Source organism: Streptomyces sp. NPDC102406, from assembly GCF_044765725.1.
In the GTDB taxonomy this organism is placed as follows: Bacteria; Actinomycetota; Actinomycetes; order Streptomycetales; family Streptomycetaceae; genus Streptomyces.
Genome location: NZ_JBIWKP010000002.1, coordinates 581,980 through 601,981, shown reverse-complemented (window position 1 = coordinate 601,981; position 20,002 = coordinate 581,980). Strand labels below are relative to the sequence as shown.

Here is a 20,002-nt window from a genome sequence, read left to right as displayed (position 1 = left end):
GGCGACCGGGGAGGGAACGACGCCGTTCCCCGCCCCGTCCCGCCGGCCCACGGGCCCCCGCGGTTCAGCCGATCTGCTCGTCCACCTGGGCCTGATCCGCCGTTCGTGGCCCCGGCACCGAGGCCGTCGCACAGGCGGACCCGGCGGTCCGCCCGGGGAACAACCGCTGGGCCAGCGGCTGCGTGTAGCGGGCGGTGAGCGGTCCGACGATGACCAGGATCAGCACGTACGCGGTCGCCAGCGGACCGAGCCGCGGCTCGATGCCGGAGGTCACCGCGAGCCCCGCGATGACGATGGAGAACTCGCCGCGCGCGACAAGGGCGCCACCGGCCCGCCAGCGCCCCTTCGCCGAGATACCGGCCCGGCGCGCCGCCCAGTGACCGGTGAAGATCTTCGTGCAGGCGGTGACCACGGCGAGCAGCAGTGCGGGAAGCAGCACCGGAGGGATGCTGGCCGGATCGGTGTGCAGGCCGAAGAAGACGAAGAAGACCGCGGCGAACAGGTCGCGCAGCGGGGAGAGCAGCGTGTGCGCGCCCTCGGCGACCTCGCCGGACAGCGCGATGCCGACGAGGAACGCGCCGACGGCGGCGGACACCTGAAGCTGCTGGGCGAGCCCGGCGACCAGGATGGTGAGACCGAGGACGACGAGGAGCAGCTTCTCCGGGTCGTCGCTCGACACGAACCGGGAGATGTGCCGTCCGTAGCGCACCGCCACGAACAGCACCAGGCCGGCGGCGCCGAGCGCGATCGCCAGGGTGAGACCGCCCGCGGCCCAGCCGACCCCGGCGAGCAGCGCGGTGATGATCGGCAGGTACACCGCCATCGCCAGGTCCTCCAGGACCAGGATGCTCAGGATGACCGGTGTCTCGCGGTTGCCGAGCCGCCCGAGGTCCCCGAGCACCTTGGCGATCACGCCCGACGACGAGATCCAGGTGACGCCGGCGAGGACGACGGCCGCGACCGGGCCCCAGCCCATCAGCAGCGCGGCCACCGCGCCCGGCAGCGCGTTGCACGTCATGTCGACGAGGCCCGCCGGGTACTGCGTCTTGAGGTTGCTGACGAGGTCGCTCGCGGTGTACTCCAGGCCGAGCATGAGGAGCAGCAGGATCACCCCTATCTCGGCGCCGATGGCGACGAACTCCTCGCTCGCGCCGAGCGGCAGCAGCCCGCCCTCGCCGAACGCGAGCCCGGCGAGGAGGTAGAGCGGGATCGGCGAGAACCGCAGCCGCCCGGCCAGCCGGCCGAGCAGGCCGAGGGCCAGGATGATCGCCCCGAACTCGATGAGGAAGACAGCGGAATGCATCCGGTCACTCCCGCCCGAGGATGGCGGCGGCGGCCTCGACGCCCTCGCGGGTGCCGATGACGATGACCGTGTCACCGCCCGCGAGCCGGAAGTCCGGCGTCGGAGACGGGATCGCCTCCGCCCGGCGCAGCACGGCGACGATCGACGCGCCCGTCTCGGTGCGCAGGTGCGTCTCCCCGAGCAGCCGGCCGTTCCAGTGGGAGACCCCGGGGATCTCGACGCGTTCGGCGACCAGTCCGAGATCGGTGGTGTGGAGCAGGTTCGGACTGTGGTGCGAGGGCATCAGCGCGTCGATGAGGTACGCCGCCTCGCCCGAGGTCAGTTTGAGCGACAGGGCGCAGGCGTCGGGATCGTCGGCCTGGTAGGCGCTGAGCGTGCGGCCTCCGTCCCGGTGGGCGACGACCGACAGGTGGCGCTGTTCTCGCGTGGTGAGGTCGTAGCGGAATCCGATCCCCGGCAATGGTGTCCTGCTCAGGCGTGAAGCGGGCACGTCTCTCCCCTTGTCCGTGCGTGTCCGGGGTGCGGTCCCGGGCCGGCTGTTACATGGCGAATGCATCTTTCAAGATGACTGTCACCCTATACGGCCCATGTTTTGGCAAAGAAACGGTCAGCTCTGGAGGTGTGGATGTGCGGCAAGCACCGTCTCCACGGTGTCCGCCTCCTCCGCCGTCTTGTCGTCCCGGTACCGCACCACCCGAGCGAACCGCAGCGTCACGCCCGCCGGATAGCGCGTCGACCGCTGGAGCCCGTCGTAGGCGATCTCCACGACCAGCTCGGGCCGCACCGTCACCACCTGCCCGTCGTCCTCGACCGCCAGCTCCCGCAACCGCTCCGTCTGCCAGGCGAGGAGTGCGTCGGTGAGCCCCTTGAACGTCTTGCCGAGCATCGCGAACGAACCGTCCTCGCGCCGCGCCCCCAGATGCAGGTTGGACAGCTTCCCGCTGCGCCGCCCGTGCCCCCACTCCGCGCCGAGCACCACCAGGTCGAGCGTGTGCACCGGCTTCACCTTCAGCCAGGACGCGCCCCGGCGCCCCGCGCTGTACGGAGCTTCGAGGCCCTTGAGGACGACCCCCTCGTGGCCGCGCTCCAGCGTCGCGTCGAAGAAGGCCTGCGCCGCCGCGCGCTGCTCCTCCTCCGCGCTGTCCTCGACGACCGTGCGCCGCACCCGCATCGGCTCCGGCACGAGGCGCGCCAGCCGCTGGTGCCGCTGGGCGAACGGAAGGTCCAGCAGATCCGTCCCGTCGACGTACAGCACGTCGAAGAAGACCGGCGAGACCGGCACCGCCTCCGCGGCCCGCGCCACGTCCACCCGCGACCCGACCCGCCCGGCCACCTCCTGGAACGCGCGCGGTCGCCCGGCGTCGTCCAGCGCGATGACCTCCCCGTCCAGAATGAACCGCTCGCCCGCCAACTCCCGTGCCGCCGCCGTCACTTCAGGGAGCCGGTCCGTGATGTCGTCGAGCGTGCGCGTGAAGATCCGCACCTCCTCGCCGTCCCGGTGCACCTGGATGCGGATGCCGTCCAGCTTCTCCTCCACGGCACACGCCCCCAGCTTGTCCAGCGCCTCGGCGACCGAGCCCGCCGAGTGCGCCAGCATCGGCAGCACCGGGTTGCGCACGGTCAGCCGGAACTCCGCGAGCGCCTCCGGGCCCTGGGCCAGCAACGCCCGCGCCACCGGCTGGAGCCCGCCCGCCAGCATCACCGCACGCCGTACGTCCCCCGGCGGGGCGTCGGTCGCCCGCGCGAGCCCTTCGAGCGCGACCGCGTCCAGGGCGCCCTGCCGTACCTCACCGGTCACGAGGCCGAACAGGAACCGCTGCTCGTCCTCGGTCGCGGCCCCCATCAGCTCACCGACCAGGCGGCGCCGTTCGGCCTGCGAACCGGCGCCGGACACGTCGCCGAGCGTGGTCAGCGCGGCGTCGACGTCCTGCACGCTGAGCCGGGGCTCGGCCGCCGGCGCCACCCGCTCGCCCAGCACCCGCCACCCGATCCCGAGCCGCCCCTGCGGGAGACGGCCCGCCAGATACGGAATGACGATCGGCACGTCGTCCGGTTCCGCGTCCCGGAACAGCTCCGCGAGCAGCTCGATCTTCCGGGACCGCGCCGAGGCGGCGGCGACCTCCTGGGACACCTGGGCCAGTCGGGCAAAGAGCATGCAGCCATGGTGCAACGAGAGATCGCGGGGCGCACCAGTACGGGCGCTCAGCGCGGGGCGCCATTAACCAAGTGACGCCCTCTGCGCCGCTGGAGATACTGAGATCCGCCGGACGCTCCGACAGGGGGAGAGCATGCCCAAGGTGTTCATCGTCAACCGCGCCTACGAAGCGGACGAGAAGGTGTATCTCGTCGACCGCGCCTGGGAGGCGGACGAGAAGGTGTACTTCGTGGACCGGGCCTGGGAAGCCGACAAGAAGGTAGTGATCGTCAACCGCCGATGGGAGGCGGACAAGAAGGTGTTCGTCGTGCACCGCGCGTGGGAGGCGAGCTGACACCCGGTTCGGCCGGCGCCCCTCCGGCAGGTTCGCGGGGCGCGGCGGGAGCGGGCAGCCCCCGCAGCCGCATGAAAGCGGTCGGGCTCGGACGGTGCGGAAGGAAGTCCCTGATCTGCTCGGCGCAGGCGCGCGGGCTCGCCGTACTTGTGTCGCACTCCAGGTCGTAGACCCCGTGCCGGTGCACCAGCTCGTACTGGAGCGCGGCGAGCCCGGGCGGTCGGTCGCCCCGGGCGGCCTCCCGGCGGACCAGTTCGTCCAGCGGGCAGTGGACACCGACGAACAGCACGTTCTCCGCGGGCAGCACCGCGAGGCAGTCCCGCAGCCGCCACGGTTCGCTGAGCACATGATCGACGACGACGTCGTTGCCCGCCTCCGCCATGGCCGCGATCGCGCGGTGGAAACCCGTCCGGGTCCGGCGCAGCGCGGACTCGAGCTCCGCCGGGCCCAGCTCCCGCTTGGTACGCATCGCGTTGAACGCGTCCACCGCCAAATGGAAGAAGACACCGTCGTCCAGGACGTCCAGCAACTCCCGCGCAATGCTCGACTTGCCCGAACTGGACGTCCCGTTGAGGAAGATGATGCGACCCGTGTCCATGGCGACATGCTCACACGCACGCCGGGCGGCTCGGCAGGCCCGGTCGGCGGCCCGGCCGAAAACCGGATGCGCGGGGCCCTCGCCGTTGCCATGCTGCGCCGGTGAACCGCGAACAGATCTCCAGGATCGCCCACGCCGAACATCCCATCAAGGCACCGCTGGACGACACCTCCGTGCGCCGTCTCCTGCGACGCGCTCTGCCACGCGGCGACGAGCGCACCCTCGACCTCGGCTGCGGCGGCGGGGAATGGCTCCTGCGCGCGCTGGCCGAGCGGCCGGGCCTCCATGCCGAGGGCGTGGACATCTCCGGGAGCGACCTCGCCGACGCCCGGCGCACGGCCACCGAGCTCGGCGTCCACGAACGCCTCGTCCTCCACCACCGGCGGGCCGAGGACTTCGTCGCGGAGAAGCCCTTCGACCTCGTACTGAGCGTCGGGGCCACGCACGTCTTCGGCGGACTGCTCCCGACGCTGGCCGCAGCCCGCGCCCACCTCGCCCCGGGCGGCCGGGTCCTGGTCGGCGACGGGTTCTGGGAGCGCCCGCCGACCCCGGAGGCCGTCGACATGCTCGGCGACTTCGACGATCTCGCCACCACCGTGGACCGCGTCGTCGCCGACGGCTGGACCCCCGTCGACGGGCACGTCAGCACCCGTGGCGAACTGGACGCCTACGAGTGGTCCTGCTGGGGCTCGCTCGCCGCCTGGGCCCTCGACCACCCCGCGGACCCCGACAGCGCGTACGCCCTGGAGACGGCCGACACCCGTCGCACGGAATGGCTGCGCGGCTACCGGGACGCCTTCGGCTTCGTCACGCTGGTGCTGCGCCGCACGCGTGACGACAGGCTCTGAGAGGCCGCCGTGAAGTTCTTCTGCCACCACCGCGACCGGCCGGAATCCCTCGCGCTGCGCCTCGCCCTCACGGAGGACCACTGGGCCTACATGGACGGCTACGAGCGGGAGCTGATCGCTCGCGGCCCGACGTTCGCCGACGACGGCGAGACACCCACGGGCAGCGTGCACATCGCCGACCTGCCGGACCCGGCCGCCGCCCGCGCGTTCGCCTTCGACGAGCCCGGCTACCAGGCGGGCGTCTACCGGGACGTCCTGCTGCGCCGCTGGCACGACCTGCTGGGGCGCACCATGTGGGAGTTCCCCGGACGAGCGGACGAGGGCGAGGGCTATCTGGTGCTCGGCCTCGGCTCCGGCCCCGCCGCCGACCTCGCACCGCCTCGCCAGGACGACCTCGTCGCGTACGGCCCTCTGGTCAGTGACGACGACACCCGGTGGCTCGGCACGGCGGCGCTCCTGCGGGCCCCAGGCCCCGAGGCGGCCCGCGCCGTCCTGACGGCCGACCGGTACGCCGACATCGAGGTCCACCTCTGGGAACCAGGCGGGCGCAGGTAGCCGACCCGGTCTCCGCGGCTCCGCTTGCACCGAAATTCGAACATGCGATCTAATTGGCGTCATGCGGCACACCATCACCGACGACCTCGTACGGACACCACAGCAGCGAATCCCGGGCGCATGTGCCCCGCGGTAGTCGTCCACCGCCCCTCCCCGGGCGGCGGACGCAGCGTCACGGTCGCGGCCGTGCCGCTCGGGCTCGCGCACTCGGACGCGGACGTCATCGAGTTCCTGCGCCGGGCCGGGCTGGAGAACGCGGAGGATCTCGTGCTCGGGGACTCGCCGCGCATCGAGTGGCGCGGCGCGCCCGCCCACGCCTACGAGGAAGGTTGACGCGAAGTCCCGACCGCTACGGCTGACGGCCGGGGGCCGGGCGGCGCAGGCGGCCCCGCGCGACCAGTTCGACCGTCGTCGCCACCGCGATCGACTGGACGGCCATGAGTGCCACGAGGACGAAGAGCTGGACCGCGCCGGCCAGCACCGGCGACGCCCCGCCCAGAAGCATGCCGACGAACGCGCCCGGCAGCGTGACCAGGCCCACCGTGCGGGTCTGGTCGAGGCCGGGGAGCAGGGCGTCGGACGCGGCGGGGCGGGCGATCTCCAGGCGGGCCTCGTGGGGGAGGAGACCGAGGGACAGGCATGCCTCGACCTCGCCGTGGCGTGCGGAGAGTTCGTCCAGGGCGCGCCGGCCCGCCAGCACCGTCGCCGTGAGCGCGCCGCCGATGAGGATGCCGGTGACGGGGATCAGCGTGATACCGGTCGGCGGCAGCAGCCCCGTGGCGAGAAGGGCGCCGACGACCGGGACCACCGGAGCGGCGATCGGCACCGCCGCCCAGATCCAGTCGCGGCCCGGGGTGAGGCGACGGCCGGCCGTACGCGCCGCCACACAGAACATGAGCAGCACGAACCCGAGGACCGCGGCCCCGTGCCCGACGATCCGACCGATCACCAGGGAGACCGCGGCGAGCTGCACCGTCGCCCGGACCCCGGCCAGCGCGATGTCCCCGGCGCGTCGCCGTGAGGCGTCCGGCGCGAGCCGGAACACCGCCGCCACGGCCATGGCCGCCAGCAGCAGTGCGACGAGCGCGACCGCGAGGGCGCCGTCGACGGGCAGGAGGGCGGACGTCGCCACCGTTCGACCGGACATCCGCGAAGCGTAGGGGTTGGGCGACCGGGGAGCCGCGGCCCGGGGCCAGTGCTGTCGCCCGCCCGGGGCATACGCGACGATGGGCGGGCAACGATGGGTAGACGAGCGTGGACAGACGACGCCGAGAGAAAGAGGGCTGACCGTCATGGCACAGCAGGTGCAGGGCGTGATCGCGCGGGCCAAGGGCGCGCCGGTGGAGATCGCGACGATCACGGTGCCGGACCCGGGGCCGGGCGAGGCCGTCGTGAAGATCCAGGCGTGCGGGGTCTGTCATACCGATCTGCACTACCGGGAGGGCGGGATCAACGACGAGTTCCCGTTCCTGCTCGGGCACGAGGCGGCGGGCATCGTGGAGTCCGTGGGCGCGGGGGTGAGCGAGGTCGCGCCCGGCGACTTCGTGATCCTCAACTGGCGTGCGGTGTGCGGCCAGTGCCGCGCCTGCCGTCGGGGCCGGCCCGAGTACTGCTTCAGCACCCACAACGCGAAGCAGAAGATGACGCTCGCCGACGGCACGGAGCTGAGCGCGGCGCTCGGCATCGGCGCGTTCGCCGAGAAGACGCTGGTCGCCGCCGGACAGTGCACCAAGGTCGATCCGTCCGCGTCGCCCGCCGCGGCCGGGCTGCTCGGCTGCGGCGTGATGGCCGGGCTCGGCGCCGCCATCAACACAGGCGGGGTCGGCCGGGGCGACTCCGTGGCCGTCATCGGGTGCGGCGGCGTCGGGAACGCCTCGGTGGTCGGCGCCCGTCTGGCCGGCGCCGCGAAGATCATCGCTGTCGACATCGACGACAAGAAGCTGGAGACGGCCCGCTCGCTCGGCGCCACCCACACCGTCAACTCCCGCTCCACCGACGCCGTCGAGGCCGTGCGCCAGCTCACCGGCGGCTTCGGCGCGGACGTGGTCATCGAGGCGGTCGGCCGTCCGGAGACGTACGAACAGGCCTTCTATGCGCGGGACCTGGCGGGCACGGTGGTGCTCGTCGGGGTGCCGACGCCGGAGATGCGGCTCGATCTGCCGCTGCTCGACGTGTTCGGGCGCGGTGGCGCGCTCAAGTCGTCCTGGTACGGCGACTGCCTGCCCTCCCGCGACTTCCCGATGCTCATCGACCTCTATCTGCAGGGGCGCCTGGACCTCGACGCGTTCGTCACCGAGACCATCGGGCTCGACGACGTGGAGAAGGCGTTCGAGCGGATGCACCACGGTGACGTGCTGCGCTCGGTGGTGATGTTCTGATGGCCGCCACGCCCTCCGCGCGCATCGAGCACCTGGTGACCTCCGGCACGTTCTCCCTCGACGGCGGCACCTGGGACGTCGACAACAACGTATGGCTGGTGGGGGACGACGAGGAGGTCCTCGTCATCGACGCGGCGCACGACGCCGACGCCATCGCCGCGGCCGTCGGCGACCGGCGCCTCGTCGCGATCGTCTGCACCCACGCGCACGACGACCACATCGACGCCGCGCCCGCCCTCGCCGCGCGCACGGGCGCGCCGATCCTGCTGCACCCCGCCGACGCGGAGCTGTGGAAGCGCACGCATCCCGACCGGGCGCCCGACGCGGAACTCGCGGACGGGCAGGAACTCACCGTCGCGGGCGTGGAGTTGACCGTTCTGCACACGCCGGGGCACTGTCACGGGGCGGTCAGCCTGTACGCGCCCGCGCTCGGCACCGTCTTCACCGGCGACACCCTGTTCCAGGGCGGTCCCGGCGCGACCGGGCGGACCTTCAGCGACTTCCCGACCATCGTCGCCTCGATCCGCGACCGGCTGCTGACCCTGCCGCCCGAGACCGTCGTGCGCACCGGGCACGGGGACAGTACGTCGATCGGGGCGGAGGCGCCGCAGCTCGACGAGTGGATCAAGCGCGGCCACTGACGTTCCGCGCGTCCGGCCGGGCGGTGACCGCGCGTCGCCGCCCGCCCCGGGCGCCCGCGGTGCTCGTCAGGCCGCGGCGAAGACCGCTCGTACCGTCTTCCCGCCGCGCCGGTCCGGCAGGACGCTCCAGTGCTGGGCGAGTGCGTGGACCAGGGCGATGCCGCGGCCGGACTCGGCCGTCTGGGACGGTGGTTCGAGCCGGGGCAGGCCCGGCCCGTCGTCGCGCACCTCCACGATCAGTTCCCCCGCGTCCAGGCGCAGACTCATCCGGCAGCGGTGGTCGGACACCCGGTTGGCGTTCGTGACCAGCTCCGACACCACCAACTCGGCGTCGGTGGCCGCCTCGTCGGTCCGTCCCGCGAGGAACGACCGGGTCAGCCGCCGGGCCAGCCGGGCGGCGCCCGAGCCTCGCGGCATCAGGTACTCCACGCGTGCGGCGCGCCGTTCGGCGTTCCTGAGCGCACGCATGACGATCACTTCCTCTCGTGGTCTCCTGTGTGTGTCGCGTCCCGGTGACCGGAGTCCTTCCCCTCCGGCGTGATCGGCAAGCGCTCCCGCTGCGAGGGACCCGCCAGCGCGTGGTAGCCGTGGCCGATGCGCCGGCCGACCAGGAGGTAGGCGATCAGCGCGCCCGCCGTGTTGAGGATGACGTCGTCCACGTCGAACGCGCGGCCCCGTACGAGCGCGCCCTGCGCCAGCTCCACGAGCACCATGACGATCGCGGTCACCAGCAGCACCCGCACCATCCGCATCCGCCGCGCCACGAGCACCGGCAGCAGCAGGCCGAACGGTGCCCCGAGCAGCAGGTTGCCGCCGATCTGCTTGCAGGCGGCCAGGAAGGTGTACGACTGCGCGTACTGCCGCAGCGAGGCGCCCGGCCGCAGGTTGGACCCGGCGATCCGATCGGACGCCGGGGAGGGGGTGAGCGTGAGCCGGGCCAGTACGGCGGAGAACGCGACGAGGGCGAGGAACGCGACGAGCGCGATCACCGCCCGCGTCAGCAGCCGCCACCACCGCTGCCGTGAAGGGGCCCGGTCCGCCTTGTCGGTCTGTGCCGTCACCGAGGTCATGGGCTCCGGATGCCCCGACGGAGCCGGAACACGCGGGGTGACGGTACGTCAACTTCCTTGTGTGGGATGGGTGAGCGTGTCCAGGAACCGGTCGAGGGCGGGGGAGGACGCGCCGCCCTCGCAGCGCACCCGGTCCACCTGCGGTATCGACGTCTTCCCGAGACCCGGGGCCCGTGCCTCGATGGCCTCCGCGAGGTCCCGCCGCCCCAGCGCCCGTTCGGCGGCGGTGCGGCGCACGTACTCGATGACCGTCACGCCCAGATGATCCGCGTGCCCGCGCACCGCCTCGTACTCATCGGGCGTGAAGAGCTCCCGCAGGAGCGCAAGTCCGTCCATGGCGGCATGATGCCGTCCCCGGACGCGGCGCGGGGGCGGACGGCATATTCACCCCCCGTTCGTGGGCGGGGCGGGGTGGACCCCCGGCGATGATCTCAGCTAAGTTAGGCAAGGCTTACCTAATGGAGGTTCGGGATGGGTGTCCGTCAGATCGCTACCGCCGTGCCCGCCACGGCGGCCCGCGCACGCTCCGTGCTCGCCGCCGCGTGGACCTGCGGCGTCACCACCGATGTGGGGCAGGACGACCTCGTCGGCGCCCATCACGTCGCCGACGACGGCACCGTGCGGATCACACCCCCGCCGGACAGCGTGCTCGCCGCCGCCGTGCTCTGCTCACCACACGGCCGCCCCACCGCACTCCTGGAGTTCGCCGACGCGGCCCCCGTCCCCGTACGCGACCGGGTCCGTGCCCGGCTCTGGCTCTCGGGCGACCTCGTGCCCGACGGCTCCGGCGACGGCGAGCTGCTGCTGCACCCCCGCCGCGCCGTGCTCCAGACCCGGACCGAGCGCCTCGGCGTCGACCTCGGCGAACTCGCCGCCGCCACGCCCGATCCGCTGGCCCTCGCCGAGCCCCGCCTGCTGACGCACCTCGCCGACGCGCATCCCGAGGCCGTCGAACAGCTCACCCGGCTCGTCAGCCCCGACAGCCTGCACGGCGTCGTCCGGGTCCAGCCGCTCGCCGTCGACCGGCACGGCCTCACGCTGCGCCTGGAGCGGGCCCGCGGTCAGGCCGACGTACGCATCCCCTTCCACAGCCCGGCCGACGACCTGACGGCGCTCACCGAGCGGATGCACTGCCTGCTCGCCTCGGCGCAGACGCTCAGCCGCCGCCGGCGGTGACCTTCGCGCGCTCGGCCGTCCGCTCCGCCTCCCGCTGCGGCTCGGCCCGCCGGAACGCCCAGTCCATACGGGGCTCGACGACGTACCGGAAGACGCGTCGCACCGGGTTCGCGCACAGCAGCGTGATGCCCGTGACCGCTGTCGCCGTCACCGCGAGCTCGCCCGCGGGGGAGTGCAGCCAGGGATGGTCGTACCAGTCCCAGAAGCGGGCCGACTTGATGACGAATCCGTGCAGCAGATACGCGTAGATGGTCCCGGTGCCGAGCGCCGTGAACCGGAGCCCGCGGCCCGGGACCCACGCCAGGAAGCAGGCCGTGAGCAAGAGCGCCAGGGCGAACAGAGCGGGCGTCGCCGCCACGCCCACCCACGCGGACACCCCGCGCCCCTCCACGCTCCCGCGGTGGTAGAACCAGCCGGCGTCGAACCACGGCGCCGCCCAGTACGCCGCCACCACCGCGCCGAGCGCCACCGGCACCGCCGCCCCGCGCACCCGCCAGGTCCGCAGCCGCGCGAAGTGCTCGGGCCGCAGCACCAGGCCCACCACGAAGAAGGGCAGGAACTGGATCACCCGTTGCAGCGCCAGATCGCCGCCCGCGTCCGGCATCATCGACACCGCCGTCGCCAGCGCGAGGGAGACGGGCACGGGATGGCGCATCTGGAGCCACAGCGGGGTCGAGAGCCGCCAGACGAACAGGGCCGCCAGGAACCACATCAGATACCAGGGGTCCAGCAGGCTGATCGGGTACCCGGGGTCGTCCTGCGCCCACCGGTAGAACAGCGTGTACGCCACCTCGAAGACGACGTACGGCACGACGACCCCGGTCACGAGCCGCTTCAGGCGCCCGGGCGCCATGTCGAAGCTGCGCGAGAAGTACCCCGAGACCAGCGCGAACGCCGGCATGTGGAAGGCGTACACGGTGAGATAGAGCGCCGTCACCGCGCGGCTGCCGTACGTCAGCGGCTCCCACGCGTGCCCGCAGGCGACCAGCACGATCGTCAGGAACTTCACGTTGTCGAAGTAGGACTCGCGCGCCTTGCCCGGCGCGCCCGTCGTGCGGGTCCCGCCTGATATGCCCCGCGCCGCTGCCTGCCGTTCCATCGCGCGCCTGCGCCCCTCCTCGAGCCGGATCAAATCCCTCGCCTGCCCCGTGCAGACGGTTCCATGACTCAAGACGTGACACAAGCGCGGTGACGGGACGGGAGTGACCGCCGCCGGTGGGTCAGACGGCGGTGTAGGCGCCGTCCACCAGGTGGTAGCTGCCCGCGATGAACGAGGCGCGGTCCGAGAGCAGGAACGCGATCAGCTCCGCGACCTCCTCGGAGTGGCCGAGCCGGCCCGCCGGGTGCAGGGCGAGGAGAGCGTCGTGCGCCGCCTTGTCCATCTCCTTCAGCAGCGGGGTCTCGATGAAGCCGGGTCCCACGGCGTTGACGCGGATGCCCTTGGCCGCGTACTCGGCGCCGGCGGTCTTCGTCAGGCCGACGACACCGTGCTTCGCGGCGACGTAGGCGGGGGAGCCCGCGAAGCCGACCGAGCCGAGGATCGAGGCGACGTTGACGATGGCGCCGCCCCGGCCCGCGGCCTCCATGACGGGGAGCTCGTAGCGCATCGAGTAGAAGACGCCGTCGAGGTTGGTGCGGACGACGCGGTCGTACACGTCGATGTCGTACGCGCCGGTCGGTGCGGAGGCGCCGCCGATGCCCGCGTTGTTGACGGCCAGGTCGAGCCCGCCGAAGGTGTCGACGGCGAACCGGACGGCGGCCTCGACGGAGGCGGGCCGCGTCACGTCGAGCGCGACGGCGGCGGCCGTGACGCCCTCGCCCTTCAATGTCTCGGCGGCTTCCTTCGCGCCCTGCTCGTTGTGGTCGGCGAGGACGACGTGCGCGCCGCCGAGACCCAGACGACGGGCAGTGGCCAGACCGATGCCGGAGGCGGCGCCGGTGACCAGCGCGGTCCTCCCGGCGAACTCGGTGGTGTCCGCGGGGACCTGACCGGTGAGGGGGGTGGTGCTCATGGTGCGTGTCACTCTCTGGTCGTGATGTCGGAGGCCATCGCCGCTCGGGCGGCCCCTGCCTCCTTGATGAGAGCGTCGTAGGCCCGCGCCACCAGTGCGGCGAGGTCTTCGGCGTCCTTGTCCTTGCCGCGCGCCCAGGTGCGCAGCGCGGCGGTCAGCACACCGGCCGCGGCGCCGACGACGACCCCGGGACGCAGGTCCCGGGAGGGGTCGGTGCCGAGCCGGTCGGCGATGATGCGGACGGACTCGTCCTGGGCGTCGACCCGGATGCGTTCGTACGCGGCGAACAGCGCCGGTTCCTTGTCCAGGACGGCGTACAGCTCGCGCGTCGCGGGGCGGTGCTGCCCGCCCGGGCCTTCCCGGTCGGCCAGCCAGTCCGCGACGGCGCCGCGGTACGCGAGCAGCGGGGGTTCGCCCTCGGGGCGGGCGCGCAGCGCCGCGTTGATGCGGGCGCCGTCCGCGCGGGTGAAGTCGAGCGCCGCGTCCTCCTTGCCGGTGAAGTACCGGCTGAAGGTGCGGCGCGTGACGTCCGCGCGCTCGGCGATCGCCTCGACGGTCACGTTCCCGAGCCCCCGTTCGAGCACCAGCTCGACGGCGGCCTCCGCCAGCGCTTCACGCGTCCGGCGGGCTTTGACCTGTCGACGGTCCTCGGGGGGCCGGCCGGGGCCGGTCTCGTTCGCCTTCATGAGGCGAGCGTACACCTGAATGTCTCAAGGGGACATGAGTCCCGGTGGGACATTTCGCGCCCGGGGTGAGCACTCAGGCGTGCCAGTGGCCGTAGAGGGCGGCGGTGGCGAAACCGGGGCCGTAGGCGACCATGGCACCGCGAGAACCCGGCGCCGGAGGCTCGTCGTGCGTACGCTCCAGGACGCGGAGCACGCTGACCCCGCCGAGATTGCCCTCGTCGGTGAGGGTGTCGGTGGAGTGACGGGCGGCCTGGTCGCCGAGGCCCAGCGCCCCGACCGTGTCGGCGATGATGCGCGGGCTGCCCGGGTGGATGACCGCGAAATCGGCGCTGCGGTCGCCGAGCCACTCCATGAAGGCGGGAAGCGCGTGGCGAGAGGCGGCGCGCCCCTCCTTCGTGGCGTCGAAGTGGAGCCCGTCCGAGGTGATCCGGCCGCTCAGATGGCCCGCGGTGTCCGGCAGCACGTGCTCGTAGGTGTCGTCGAACGAGAAGCCGGGGCCGAGGGGTTCGGCGCTGACGACGGCGGCCCCCGCCGAGTCCCCGAACAGCGCCTTGTAGATCATCGCGTCGATGCCGGTGTCACTGTGGTGGTACACGGCGGAGATCACCTCGGCCGCGACGACCAGGACCGGCCTGCCGGGCCGGGCGGTGACCATGTCCGCCGCGCGGATCAGCGACTTGACGCCCCCGGTGCAGGCGAGCGTCGTGTGCGCGAGGGCGCGGGCGGTGGGGCGCATGCCGAGGCGGGTCATGAGGTGCACGTCCAGGTTGGGCACCGACCACCCCGTGGAGTGCGTGGTGACGATCCCGCCGAGGTCCGTGGCCGCCAGGCCGGCGTCCCTGAGGGCGGCCTCGGCCGCCTCGTGGGCGAGTTCCAGCGCGTCGGCGAAGGCGCCTCGGGCCCGCTCGCCGATCGCGTGCCCCTCGCCCGCCGAGGCCGCCGAGGCGAGCGGACGGGTGAAGTAGCGGGTCCGCACGCCGCAACCGAGCACCGCGCGGACGGCCGCGGCCAGCCGGGGGTGCCCCGGATGGTGGGCGCGTATGTCGTCCGCTATCTCGTCGGTACCCACCTTGTGGGCACCGAGGACGGTACGGGGTCTGGAGACGTGGACAGGCGGCATGTGGTGGCTCCCACGGGGAGAGAAGGGGGTGGGGGGCCACATCAACGTACGTCACCGGGTCCGGCAGTTGAAGCGTCGGCGGGACTGCGCGAGCAGCTCCTCAGCCTGCCTGAAGTGCGGGGACACGCGGGTGCGCGCGGCGGACGCCCGGGTGGAACACGAGGATCATCAGGCGCGCGCCCGGGGTGGTCAGCGGCTGCGCCGCGCACATCGTGGCCCAGCCGGGCCCCAACCGGGAGTGCAGGAGCGGGCGTTCGTCGCCGTCCGGGTGGATGGCCGAGCCGCCCGCCTCGTAGATCGGGGCCGCTTCCGGGTCCGCCAGGACCTCCTTCTCGATCTGGCGCAGCGTGTCGTCCTCGGGTCGCGCGGCCAGTGCGGCCCGCAACTGGGGGAGCAGCAGCGGGGCCCAGGCGGTGGCCCAGTTCGTCAGCATGCGGTGCGCGTGCCGGTCGAGCAGCATCCACCGCATCGTGTTCGACGGCGGCTGATGGCCGGGGAACAGCTCCATGAAGGCCTGGTTGCAGGCGAGCAGGTCCCAGGACGCGTCGGACACGTAGGCGATGTGGTTGATGCCGTCCACCGCCTCCTGCCACACTCCCGGGATCTCCTTGCCCGAGGAGAGGTACAGCGGTCCCGGCGGATCCTGGAGCAGGGCGTAGCGGCACAGCAGCAGCCACTCCTGCTCGTTCAGGCCGAACAGCCGGGCCACGTCGCGCAGCAGGTCCGCGGGCGGGCTCGGGTAACTCCCCGACTCCAGCCGGTGGTACGTCCCGAGCGTCCGGTGCAGCAACTGGTCGACCTGGTGCTGTGACAGACCGGGCGCGCGCCGGCCCTGACCCGTGGGGCGGGTGAAGCCGTGGGACTCGGGGGCTATGAGGGCGCGCCGTTCACGGAGCAGGGCGCGGAGCGCCTTCTTGTTCATGGTGGGTAATCCCTCTTCTTACACGCCGAGTTGAGCGTGAGCAGTCTAAATACTCCCATCGCCTTTGGTAATAAACATTGCCCGAAGAAAACGATCAGACGGTCCGTCATGATGTCTGGTGCGGGGTTACCCACCTGCCGGTTTCACCATCTGTGGGCATGTAGACACAGTCATGGGGCACCTGTGCCAGGCCGCTCGAAAATGGCCGAAACGACCCGGCGTCGGGTAACTCACGAGCCTTCGGGCTGTTCGAGGAAGAGAGGGCGGGACCGGGCCACCAATTCGTTCGATGTGGCCGGAAAATGCGTTGCACGACGCACGTCCCGTACTCGTCCGCGAGCGGTGTCCGAGGGTCACTGGCTGCGGTCGGTGCCGTCACTCGCCATTACGTAGCGGCCACGGCATCGGCCGCGCCCGGTACGGCGCGGGGCGTCAGTCCTCTTTGCGGAGATTGCGTACGTAGTCCTCCGCCGCGGCGTCGAGGCCGATGTCGTGCTGGGCGCGCTCGGACAAGTACCAGCGGTGTTCCAGGAGTTCGTGGTACAGCTCGGCCGCGTCCACCGGGGTCGGGATCAGGTCGCGCACCGCGCGGACCGTCGGCCGGAAAACATCGCGCACCCACCGGTGGGCCAGCACCTCGGGCCGGGCGCCCGGCGCGTCCTCCTGCGTCGCCATCCAGCTCTCCAGGTCGCCGAGCAGCCGCCGCGCCTGGTTCTCCTCCGCGTCCAGACCGGTCAGCCGCAGGAGTTGGCGCTGATGGTGGCCCGCGTCGACGACCTTCGGCACGAACGTGACGGTGTCGCCGTGCGGCGAGCGGGAGATCTGCATCTCGGCCACGTCGAAGCCCAGGTCGTTCAGGCGCCGGATGCGGCGCTCCATGTAGTGGTGCTTGCCCGCCGGGTAGACCGAGGTGCGGGTCAGCTCGCTCCACAGGTTCGCGTAGCGCTGCCCGATCTCCGTGCCGAACTCGATCGGGTCGATGGACGGGTGCAGCGCCCCGGACGCCTCCAGGTCGAGCATCTCGCCGCTGATGTTCACCCGGGCCAGATCGATGTCGTACGCGCGCTGCCCGTCACTCAGCGTCGGATGCAGCTCGCCCGTCTCCGCGTCCACGAGGTACGCGGCGTACGCGCCCGCGTCGCGCCGGAACAGCGTGTTGGAGAGCGAGCAGTCGCCCCAGGCGAAACCGGCGAGATGCAGCCGGACCAGCAGCACGGCGAGCGCGTCCATCAGGCGGTGCACGGTGGACGGGCGCATCGTCGTCTCGAACATGGAGCGGTAGGGCTGCGACCCGCCCAGGTGCCGGGTGATCAGCACCGGCTCCAGCGGGGTGCCGTCCGGCTGCTCGCGGCCCGTGACGACGGCCAGCGGGTCGACAGAGGGTATCCCCAACCGGTCCAGGGTGCGCAGCAGTTCGTACTCGCGCAGCGCCGGACGCTCGGCGAGCTCCTTCACGGCGACGACCTCGTCACCCGCGCGCGCGTAGCGCACCACGTGCCGCGAGATACCGCGCGGCAGCGGCACCAGGTACTCCTCCGGCCACTCCTCCAGCGGAATGTGCCACGGCAGGGCGAGCAGGAGCACCGGGTGCTCGGGGTTGGTGGCGCTGATCTCGAGTGGCATGGTCACCAGCGTAGAGGGCCCGCGTGAGCGACCCGGCGGGCTCAGTCGCCCAGCGCGGTTCCGGGGCCGCCCGACGCCATCGACCGTTCCGCCGCCGCGAGGATCTCGGTGAGCCGCAGACCGAACCGCGCGTCGCACGGCACCGCCACGCCCGTACGTGCCGACTCCAGCAGGGTGTCGACGGCGACGGCGAGCGATTCCCGCGCCGCGCCGCCCGCCGGCATGGTCGCCACCCCGTCCGGGCCACGCAGTTCGACCGTCGTCCCGCCCGCCGCCCGAGGGGCGGTCAGGCTCAGGGCCGACGTGCTGGAGGCGCCCGACGCGTGCCGCAGCACGAGATGCACGGTGTCACCCGCGCCGCGCCGGGCCGTCACCGCCACCACGTCCCCGAGGATCGGCAGCAGCACCGACAGGGCGTGCGGACCCACGTCCCACAGGGCGCCCCGCTCGGCACGCCACGGCGTCGAGGCCCGCACCGCGGCGTCGTCACCGGGGGTGTACAAGGAGCCGTACCAGTCCGCGCGGCCGGTGAACCAGTCGTCCCTGGCGGCCTGTTCACCGATCCAGGCCGCGGGGGCGGGCGCGTACCGGAGCGTGCAGAAGACGGCCGAGGCGACGCCCGCCGCGTCGACCGCCTCCACCACGGCGCGGGCCGCACCCGGCTCCGTGGCTACCGGCTTGTCGAGCAGCAGATGGCAGCCGGCGGCCGCGGCCCGGGCCGCGAGGGGCGCCTGCACGTCCGGCGGTACGGCGAAGGCCACCGCGTCGCACGCCGCGAACAGCGCGTCCACGTCGTCGTACGCCGTCGTGCCGTGCTCGGCGGCGAGGTCGGCGGCGGCCTGCGGGCGGCGCCCCCAGACACCGGTGAACACGGTGTGCGGGTGGGCGGCGATCGTGGGGGCGTGGGTCCGCCGGGCCCAGGGGCCCGTGCCGACAAGTCCGAAGCGGAGCGCGTCAGTCGAGGTCATGATCGCCAGTATCGCCGCAAGGGCGCCCGGGGCGCAGACAGCGGCGCCCGACGCGGTGAATACTGATGCGTCCTCCGGCCGGGGGCCGACGCGCCCGGCCCCCGCCGCGCCGGGCCGCCGCCCGCGTCCCGAGCAGGAGCGTCATGCGTCCCGCCACCGACCCGACACCCGCGCCACCGCGCCTGCGCGAGCGCCTCACCGTGCCCGTGCTCGCCTTCGGCGGCATCCTCATGGCGGTCATGCAGACCGTCGTCGTCCCGCTCCTGCCCGACCTGCCCCGGCTCACCGGCGCGTCGCCCGCGGCCGTCTCCTGGACGGTCACCGCGACCCTCCTGGCCGGCGCCGTCCTCACCCCCGTCCTCGGCCGGGCCGGCGACATGTACGGCAAACGGCGGGTCCTGCTGATCGCGCTCTCCCTGATGACCTGCGGCTCCGTGCTGTGCGCGCTGACCTCCGACATCCGCGTGCTGATCGCGGCCCGCGCTCTCCAGGGCGCCGCGGCGGCCGTCGTCCCGCTCTCCATCAGCATCCTGCGCGACGAACTCCCGCCGCACCGCACGGGCTCCGCCGTCGCCCTCATGAGCTCCACCGTGGGCATCGGCGCCGCGCTCGGGCTGCCCCTGGCCGCGCTGATCGTGCAGTACGCGAACTGGCATGTCATGTTCTGGGCGACCAGCGCCCTCGGCGCGCTCGGCCTCGCGCTCGCCTGGTGGGCGGTGCGGGAGTCGCCCGTCAGATCACCGGGCCGCTTCGACGCGCTCGGCACCCTCGGTCTCGCCGCCGGCCTGATCAGCCTGCTGCTCGGTGTCTCGCAGGGCGGGCAGTGGGGCTGGGGCAGCGCCCCGGTCGTCGGCCTGTTCGCGGGCGCCATCGTGATCCTGGGCCTGTGGGCGTGGCACCAACTGCGCACCGCACGGCCCCTGGTGGACCTGCGCCTCGCCGTCGGGCGCCGCGTCGGCCTGCCGCACGTGGCCGCGCTGTTCACCGGATTCGCGTTCTACGCCAACTCCCTCGTCACGGCGCAGCTCGTCCAGGCCCCCGTCGCCACCGGCTACGGGCTCGGCCTGTCCATCGTCGCGACCGGCATGTGCATGCTGCCCAGCGGCGTGATCATGCTGCTGTTCTCCCCGGTCTCGGCGCGGGTATCCGCCGCGCGCGGGCCCCGCGTCACGCTCGCCGTCGGCGGGGTCGTCCTCGCGCTCGGCTACGCGGTGCGCGTCGCCGACAGCACCGACCTGTGGGTCGTCCTCGTCGGCGCCGCTGTCGTCTCCACCGGTACCACCCTCGCCTACTCGGCGCTGCCCACGCTGATCCTGCGGGCCGTCCCGCCCGGCGCCACCGCCTCGGCCAACGGCGTCAACGTCCTGATGCGCACCATCGGCCAGGCCGTCTCCAGCGCCGCCGTCGCCGCCGTCCTCGTCCACCACACGACGCGCGTGGGCGGCGCGGAGGTGCCGACCCTCTTCGGCTACCAGGTCGCTTTCACCCTGGCCGGCGCGGTGGCGCTGGTGGCCACGGCCGTCGCCCTGGCCGTCCCGTCCGACAGGACGCGCGAGGACACCGACGCGGACGTCCCGGACCGGACGGCCAGGGCGAAGAAGGCCGCGAGGTGA

Annotated in this window: 23 protein-coding genes; 8 read left to right on the top strand and 15 right to left on the bottom strand. The window is 72.9% G+C overall.

The window, feature by feature from the left end; translation table 11 throughout:
- Positions 1 to 64: 64 nt before the first annotated feature.
- The 3 genes from ACIRF8_RS11350 to ACIRF8_RS11340 form a co-directional block, all read right to left on the bottom strand.
- Positions 65 to 1,303: a cation:proton antiporter gene (locus ACIRF8_RS11350; protein ID WP_404213378.1), complete on the bottom strand. Its 1,239-nt coding sequence runs from the start codon at positions 1,301 to 1,303 to the stop codon at positions 65 to 67.
- A gap of 4 nt (positions 1,304 to 1,307) precedes the next feature.
- On the bottom strand, positions 1,308 to 1,793 hold the full coding sequence (locus ACIRF8_RS11345; RefSeq protein WP_404213376.1) for a cation:proton antiporter regulatory subunit: 486 nt from the start codon (positions 1,791 to 1,793) through the stop codon (positions 1,308 to 1,310).
- A 117-nt stretch (positions 1,794 to 1,910) separates the two neighbouring features.
- Complete coding sequence (locus tag ACIRF8_RS11340; protein ID WP_404213374.1) at positions 1,911 to 3,458, bottom strand: ATP-dependent DNA ligase; 1,548 nt, start codon at positions 3,456 to 3,458, stop codon at positions 1,911 to 1,913.
- Positions 3,459 to 3,591: 133 nt separating this feature from the next.
- Between ACIRF8_RS11340 and ACIRF8_RS11335 the strand changes: the two genes are divergently transcribed.
- Positions 3,592 to 3,792, top strand: a complete 201-nt coding sequence (locus ACIRF8_RS11335; protein ID WP_404213372.1) for a DUF6150 family protein — start codon at positions 3,592 to 3,594, stop codon at positions 3,790 to 3,792.
- On the opposite strand, the gene ACIRF8_RS11330 is transcribed toward ACIRF8_RS11335, so the two are convergent.
- Positions 3,728 to 4,390 carry a chloramphenicol phosphotransferase CPT family protein gene (locus ACIRF8_RS11330; protein WP_404213370.1) on the bottom strand — a complete coding sequence of 221 codons (663 nt, stop codon included), beginning with the start codon at positions 4,388 to 4,390 and terminating at the stop codon, positions 3,728 to 3,730. The two genes, ACIRF8_RS11335 and ACIRF8_RS11330, sit on opposite strands and share 65 nt — an antisense overlap.
- 101 nt (positions 4,391 to 4,491) lie before the next feature.
- On the opposite strand from ACIRF8_RS11330, the gene ACIRF8_RS11325 reads away from it, so the two are divergent.
- From ACIRF8_RS11325 to ACIRF8_RS11315, 3 genes are all read left to right on the top strand, one after another.
- Positions 4,492 to 5,238 carry an SAM-dependent methyltransferase gene (locus ACIRF8_RS11325; protein WP_404213368.1) on the top strand — a complete coding sequence of 249 codons (747 nt, stop codon included), beginning with the start codon at positions 4,492 to 4,494 and terminating at the stop codon, positions 5,236 to 5,238.
- A gap of 9 nt (positions 5,239 to 5,247) precedes the next feature.
- Positions 5,248 to 5,793, top strand: a complete 546-nt coding sequence (locus ACIRF8_RS11320; protein WP_404213366.1) for a YciI family protein — start codon at positions 5,248 to 5,250, stop codon at positions 5,791 to 5,793.
- Positions 5,794 to 5,913: 120 nt separating this feature from the next.
- Positions 5,914 to 6,126, top strand: a complete 213-nt coding sequence (locus tag ACIRF8_RS11315) for a hypothetical protein (protein ID WP_404213364.1) — start codon at positions 5,914 to 5,916, stop codon at positions 6,124 to 6,126.
- Between the two features lie 16 nt (positions 6,127 to 6,142).
- Here the strand turns inward: ACIRF8_RS11315 and ACIRF8_RS11310 are convergent, their stop codons facing one another.
- Positions 6,143 to 6,940, bottom strand: coding sequence for an ABC transporter permease (locus ACIRF8_RS11310; RefSeq protein ID WP_404213362.1), 798 nt, complete (start codon positions 6,938 to 6,940; stop codon positions 6,143 to 6,145).
- A gap of 145 nt (positions 6,941 to 7,085) precedes the next feature.
- Here ACIRF8_RS11310 and ACIRF8_RS11305 point away from each other — a divergent pair, with 145 nt between their 5' ends.
- Entirely contained in the window at positions 7,086 to 8,171 is a 1,086-nt protein-coding gene (locus tag ACIRF8_RS11305; protein WP_404213360.1) for an S-(hydroxymethyl)mycothiol dehydrogenase, read from the top strand.
- Positions 8,171 to 8,812 carry an MBL fold metallo-hydrolase gene (locus ACIRF8_RS11300; protein ID WP_404213358.1) on the top strand — a complete coding sequence of 214 codons (642 nt, stop codon included), beginning with the start codon at positions 8,171 to 8,173 and terminating at the stop codon, positions 8,810 to 8,812. The genes ACIRF8_RS11305 and ACIRF8_RS11300 overlap by 1 nt, the downstream gene beginning before the upstream one ends.
- A gap of 66 nt (positions 8,813 to 8,878) precedes the next feature.
- Here ACIRF8_RS11300 and ACIRF8_RS11295 read toward each other — a convergent pair whose 3' ends face one another.
- Genes ACIRF8_RS11295 through ACIRF8_RS11285 form a run of 3 tightly spaced genes read right to left on the bottom strand, consistent with a single transcriptional unit; the run spans position 8,879 to position 10,218 of the window.
- Positions 8,879 to 9,280: an ATP-binding protein gene (locus ACIRF8_RS11295; protein WP_404213356.1), complete on the bottom strand. Its 402-nt coding sequence runs from the start codon at positions 9,278 to 9,280 to the stop codon at positions 8,879 to 8,881.
- 5 nt (positions 9,281 to 9,285) lie between these two features.
- Complete coding sequence (locus tag ACIRF8_RS11290; protein WP_404213354.1) at positions 9,286 to 9,882, bottom strand: VanZ family protein; 597 nt, start codon at positions 9,880 to 9,882, stop codon at positions 9,286 to 9,288.
- Positions 9,883 to 9,930: 48 nt separating this feature from the next.
- Positions 9,931 to 10,218: a hypothetical protein gene (locus tag ACIRF8_RS11285; protein ID WP_404213352.1), complete on the bottom strand. Its 288-nt coding sequence runs from the start codon at positions 10,216 to 10,218 to the stop codon at positions 9,931 to 9,933.
- 135 nt (positions 10,219 to 10,353) lie between these two features.
- On the opposite strand from ACIRF8_RS11285, the gene ACIRF8_RS11280 reads away from it, so the two are divergent.
- Positions 10,354 to 11,058 (top strand): DUF2470 domain-containing protein, encoded by a 705-nt coding sequence (locus ACIRF8_RS11280; RefSeq protein ID WP_404213350.1) that lies wholly within the window; start codon positions 10,354 to 10,356, stop codon positions 11,056 to 11,058.
- Here the strand turns inward: ACIRF8_RS11280 and ACIRF8_RS11275 are convergent.
- The 7 genes from ACIRF8_RS11275 to ACIRF8_RS11245 form a co-directional block, all read right to left on the bottom strand.
- Positions 11,039 to 12,157: an acyltransferase family protein gene (locus ACIRF8_RS11275; RefSeq protein WP_404213348.1), complete on the bottom strand. Its 1,119-nt coding sequence runs from the start codon at positions 12,155 to 12,157 to the stop codon at positions 11,039 to 11,041. The two genes, ACIRF8_RS11280 and ACIRF8_RS11275, sit on opposite strands and share 20 nt — an antisense overlap.
- Positions 12,158 to 12,278: 121 nt before the next feature.
- Positions 12,279 to 13,070, bottom strand: a complete 792-nt coding sequence (locus tag ACIRF8_RS11270) for an SDR family NAD(P)-dependent oxidoreductase (protein ID WP_404213346.1) — start codon at positions 13,068 to 13,070, stop codon at positions 12,279 to 12,281.
- Between the two features lie 8 nt (positions 13,071 to 13,078).
- Complete coding sequence (locus ACIRF8_RS11265) at positions 13,079 to 13,756, bottom strand: TetR family transcriptional regulator (protein ID WP_404213344.1); 678 nt, start codon at positions 13,754 to 13,756, stop codon at positions 13,079 to 13,081.
- A 73-nt stretch (positions 13,757 to 13,829) separates the two neighbouring features.
- On the bottom strand, positions 13,830 to 14,876 hold the full coding sequence (locus ACIRF8_RS11260) for a PhlD (RefSeq protein ID WP_404213342.1): 1,047 nt from the start codon (positions 14,874 to 14,876) through the stop codon (positions 13,830 to 13,832).
- Positions 14,877 to 14,976: 100 nt separating this feature from the next.
- On the bottom strand, positions 14,977 to 15,798 hold the full coding sequence (locus ACIRF8_RS11255) for a helix-turn-helix domain-containing protein (RefSeq protein ID WP_404213340.1): 822 nt from the start codon (positions 15,796 to 15,798) through the stop codon (positions 14,977 to 14,979).
- Positions 15,799 to 16,230: 432 nt separating this feature from the next.
- Positions 16,231 to 17,421 (bottom strand): DUF4032 domain-containing protein, encoded by a 1,191-nt coding sequence (locus ACIRF8_RS11250; RefSeq protein ID WP_404213338.1) that lies wholly within the window; start codon positions 17,419 to 17,421, stop codon positions 16,231 to 16,233.
- 41 nt (positions 17,422 to 17,462) lie between these two features.
- Positions 17,463 to 18,389 (bottom strand): Gfo/Idh/MocA family protein, encoded by a 927-nt coding sequence (locus ACIRF8_RS11245; protein ID WP_404213336.1) that lies wholly within the window; start codon positions 18,387 to 18,389, stop codon positions 17,463 to 17,465.
- Positions 18,390 to 18,532: 143 nt separating this feature from the next.
- On the opposite strand from ACIRF8_RS11245, the gene ACIRF8_RS11240 reads away from it, so the two are divergent.
- A complete protein-coding gene (locus ACIRF8_RS11240; RefSeq protein WP_404213334.1) occupies positions 18,533 to 20,002 on the top strand; it encodes an MFS transporter in 1,470 nt (489 codons plus the stop codon).

Coding starts and splice junctions, on each gene's coding strand:
- ACIRF8_RS11350 (WP_404213378.1), bottom strand. CDS start 1,303: ATGCATTCCGCTGTCTTCCTCATCGAGTTCGGGGCGATCATCCTGGCC.
- ACIRF8_RS11340 (WP_404213374.1), bottom strand. CDS start 3,458: ATGCTCTTTGCCCGACTGGCCCAGGTGTCCCAGGAGGTCGCCGCCGCC.
- ACIRF8_RS11335 (WP_404213372.1), top strand. CDS start 3,592: ATGCCCAAGGTGTTCATCGTCAACCGCGCCTACGAAGCGGACGAGAAG.
- ACIRF8_RS11330 (WP_404213370.1), bottom strand. CDS start 4,390: ATGGACACGGGTCGCATCATCTTCCTCAACGGGACGTCCAGTTCGGGC.
- ACIRF8_RS11315 (WP_404213364.1), top strand. CDS start 5,914: ATGTGCCCCGCGGTAGTCGTCCACCGCCCCTCCCCGGGCGGCGGACGC.
- ACIRF8_RS11310 (WP_404213362.1), bottom strand. CDS start 6,940: ATGTCCGGTCGAACGGTGGCGACGTCCGCCCTCCTGCCCGTCGACGGC.
- ACIRF8_RS11305 (WP_404213360.1), top strand. CDS start 7,086: ATGGCACAGCAGGTGCAGGGCGTGATCGCGCGGGCCAAGGGCGCGCCG.
- ACIRF8_RS11300 (WP_404213358.1), top strand. CDS start 8,171: ATGGCCGCCACGCCCTCCGCGCGCATCGAGCACCTGGTGACCTCCGGC.
- ACIRF8_RS11295 (WP_404213356.1), bottom strand. CDS start 9,280: ATGCGTGCGCTCAGGAACGCCGAACGGCGCGCCGCACGCGTGGAGTAC.
- ACIRF8_RS11290 (WP_404213354.1), bottom strand. CDS start 9,882: ATGACCTCGGTGACGGCACAGACCGACAAGGCGGACCGGGCCCCTTCA.
- ACIRF8_RS11285 (WP_404213352.1), bottom strand. CDS start 10,218: ATGGACGGACTTGCGCTCCTGCGGGAGCTCTTCACGCCCGATGAGTAC.
- ACIRF8_RS11280 (WP_404213350.1), top strand. CDS start 10,354: ATGGGTGTCCGTCAGATCGCTACCGCCGTGCCCGCCACGGCGGCCCGC.
- ACIRF8_RS11275 (WP_404213348.1), bottom strand. CDS start 12,157: ATGGAACGGCAGGCAGCGGCGCGGGGCATATCAGGCGGGACCCGCACG.
- ACIRF8_RS11270 (WP_404213346.1), bottom strand. CDS start 13,070: ATGAGCACCACCCCCCTCACCGGTCAGGTCCCCGCGGACACCACCGAG.
- ACIRF8_RS11265 (WP_404213344.1), bottom strand. CDS start 13,756: ATGAAGGCGAACGAGACCGGCCCCGGCCGGCCCCCCGAGGACCGTCGA.
- ACIRF8_RS11260 (WP_404213342.1), bottom strand. CDS start 14,876: ATGCCGCCTGTCCACGTCTCCAGACCCCGTACCGTCCTCGGTGCCCAC.
- ACIRF8_RS11255 (WP_404213340.1), bottom strand. CDS start 15,798: ATGAACAAGAAGGCGCTCCGCGCCCTGCTCCGTGAACGGCGCGCCCTC.
- ACIRF8_RS11250 (WP_404213338.1), bottom strand. CDS start 17,421: ATGCCACTCGAGATCAGCGCCACCAACCCCGAGCACCCGGTGCTCCTG.
- ACIRF8_RS11245 (WP_404213336.1), bottom strand. CDS start 18,389: ATGACCTCGACTGACGCGCTCCGCTTCGGACTTGTCGGCACGGGCCCC.
- ACIRF8_RS11240 (WP_404213334.1), top strand. CDS start 18,533: ATGCGTCCCGCCACCGACCCGACACCCGCGCCACCGCGCCTGCGCGAG.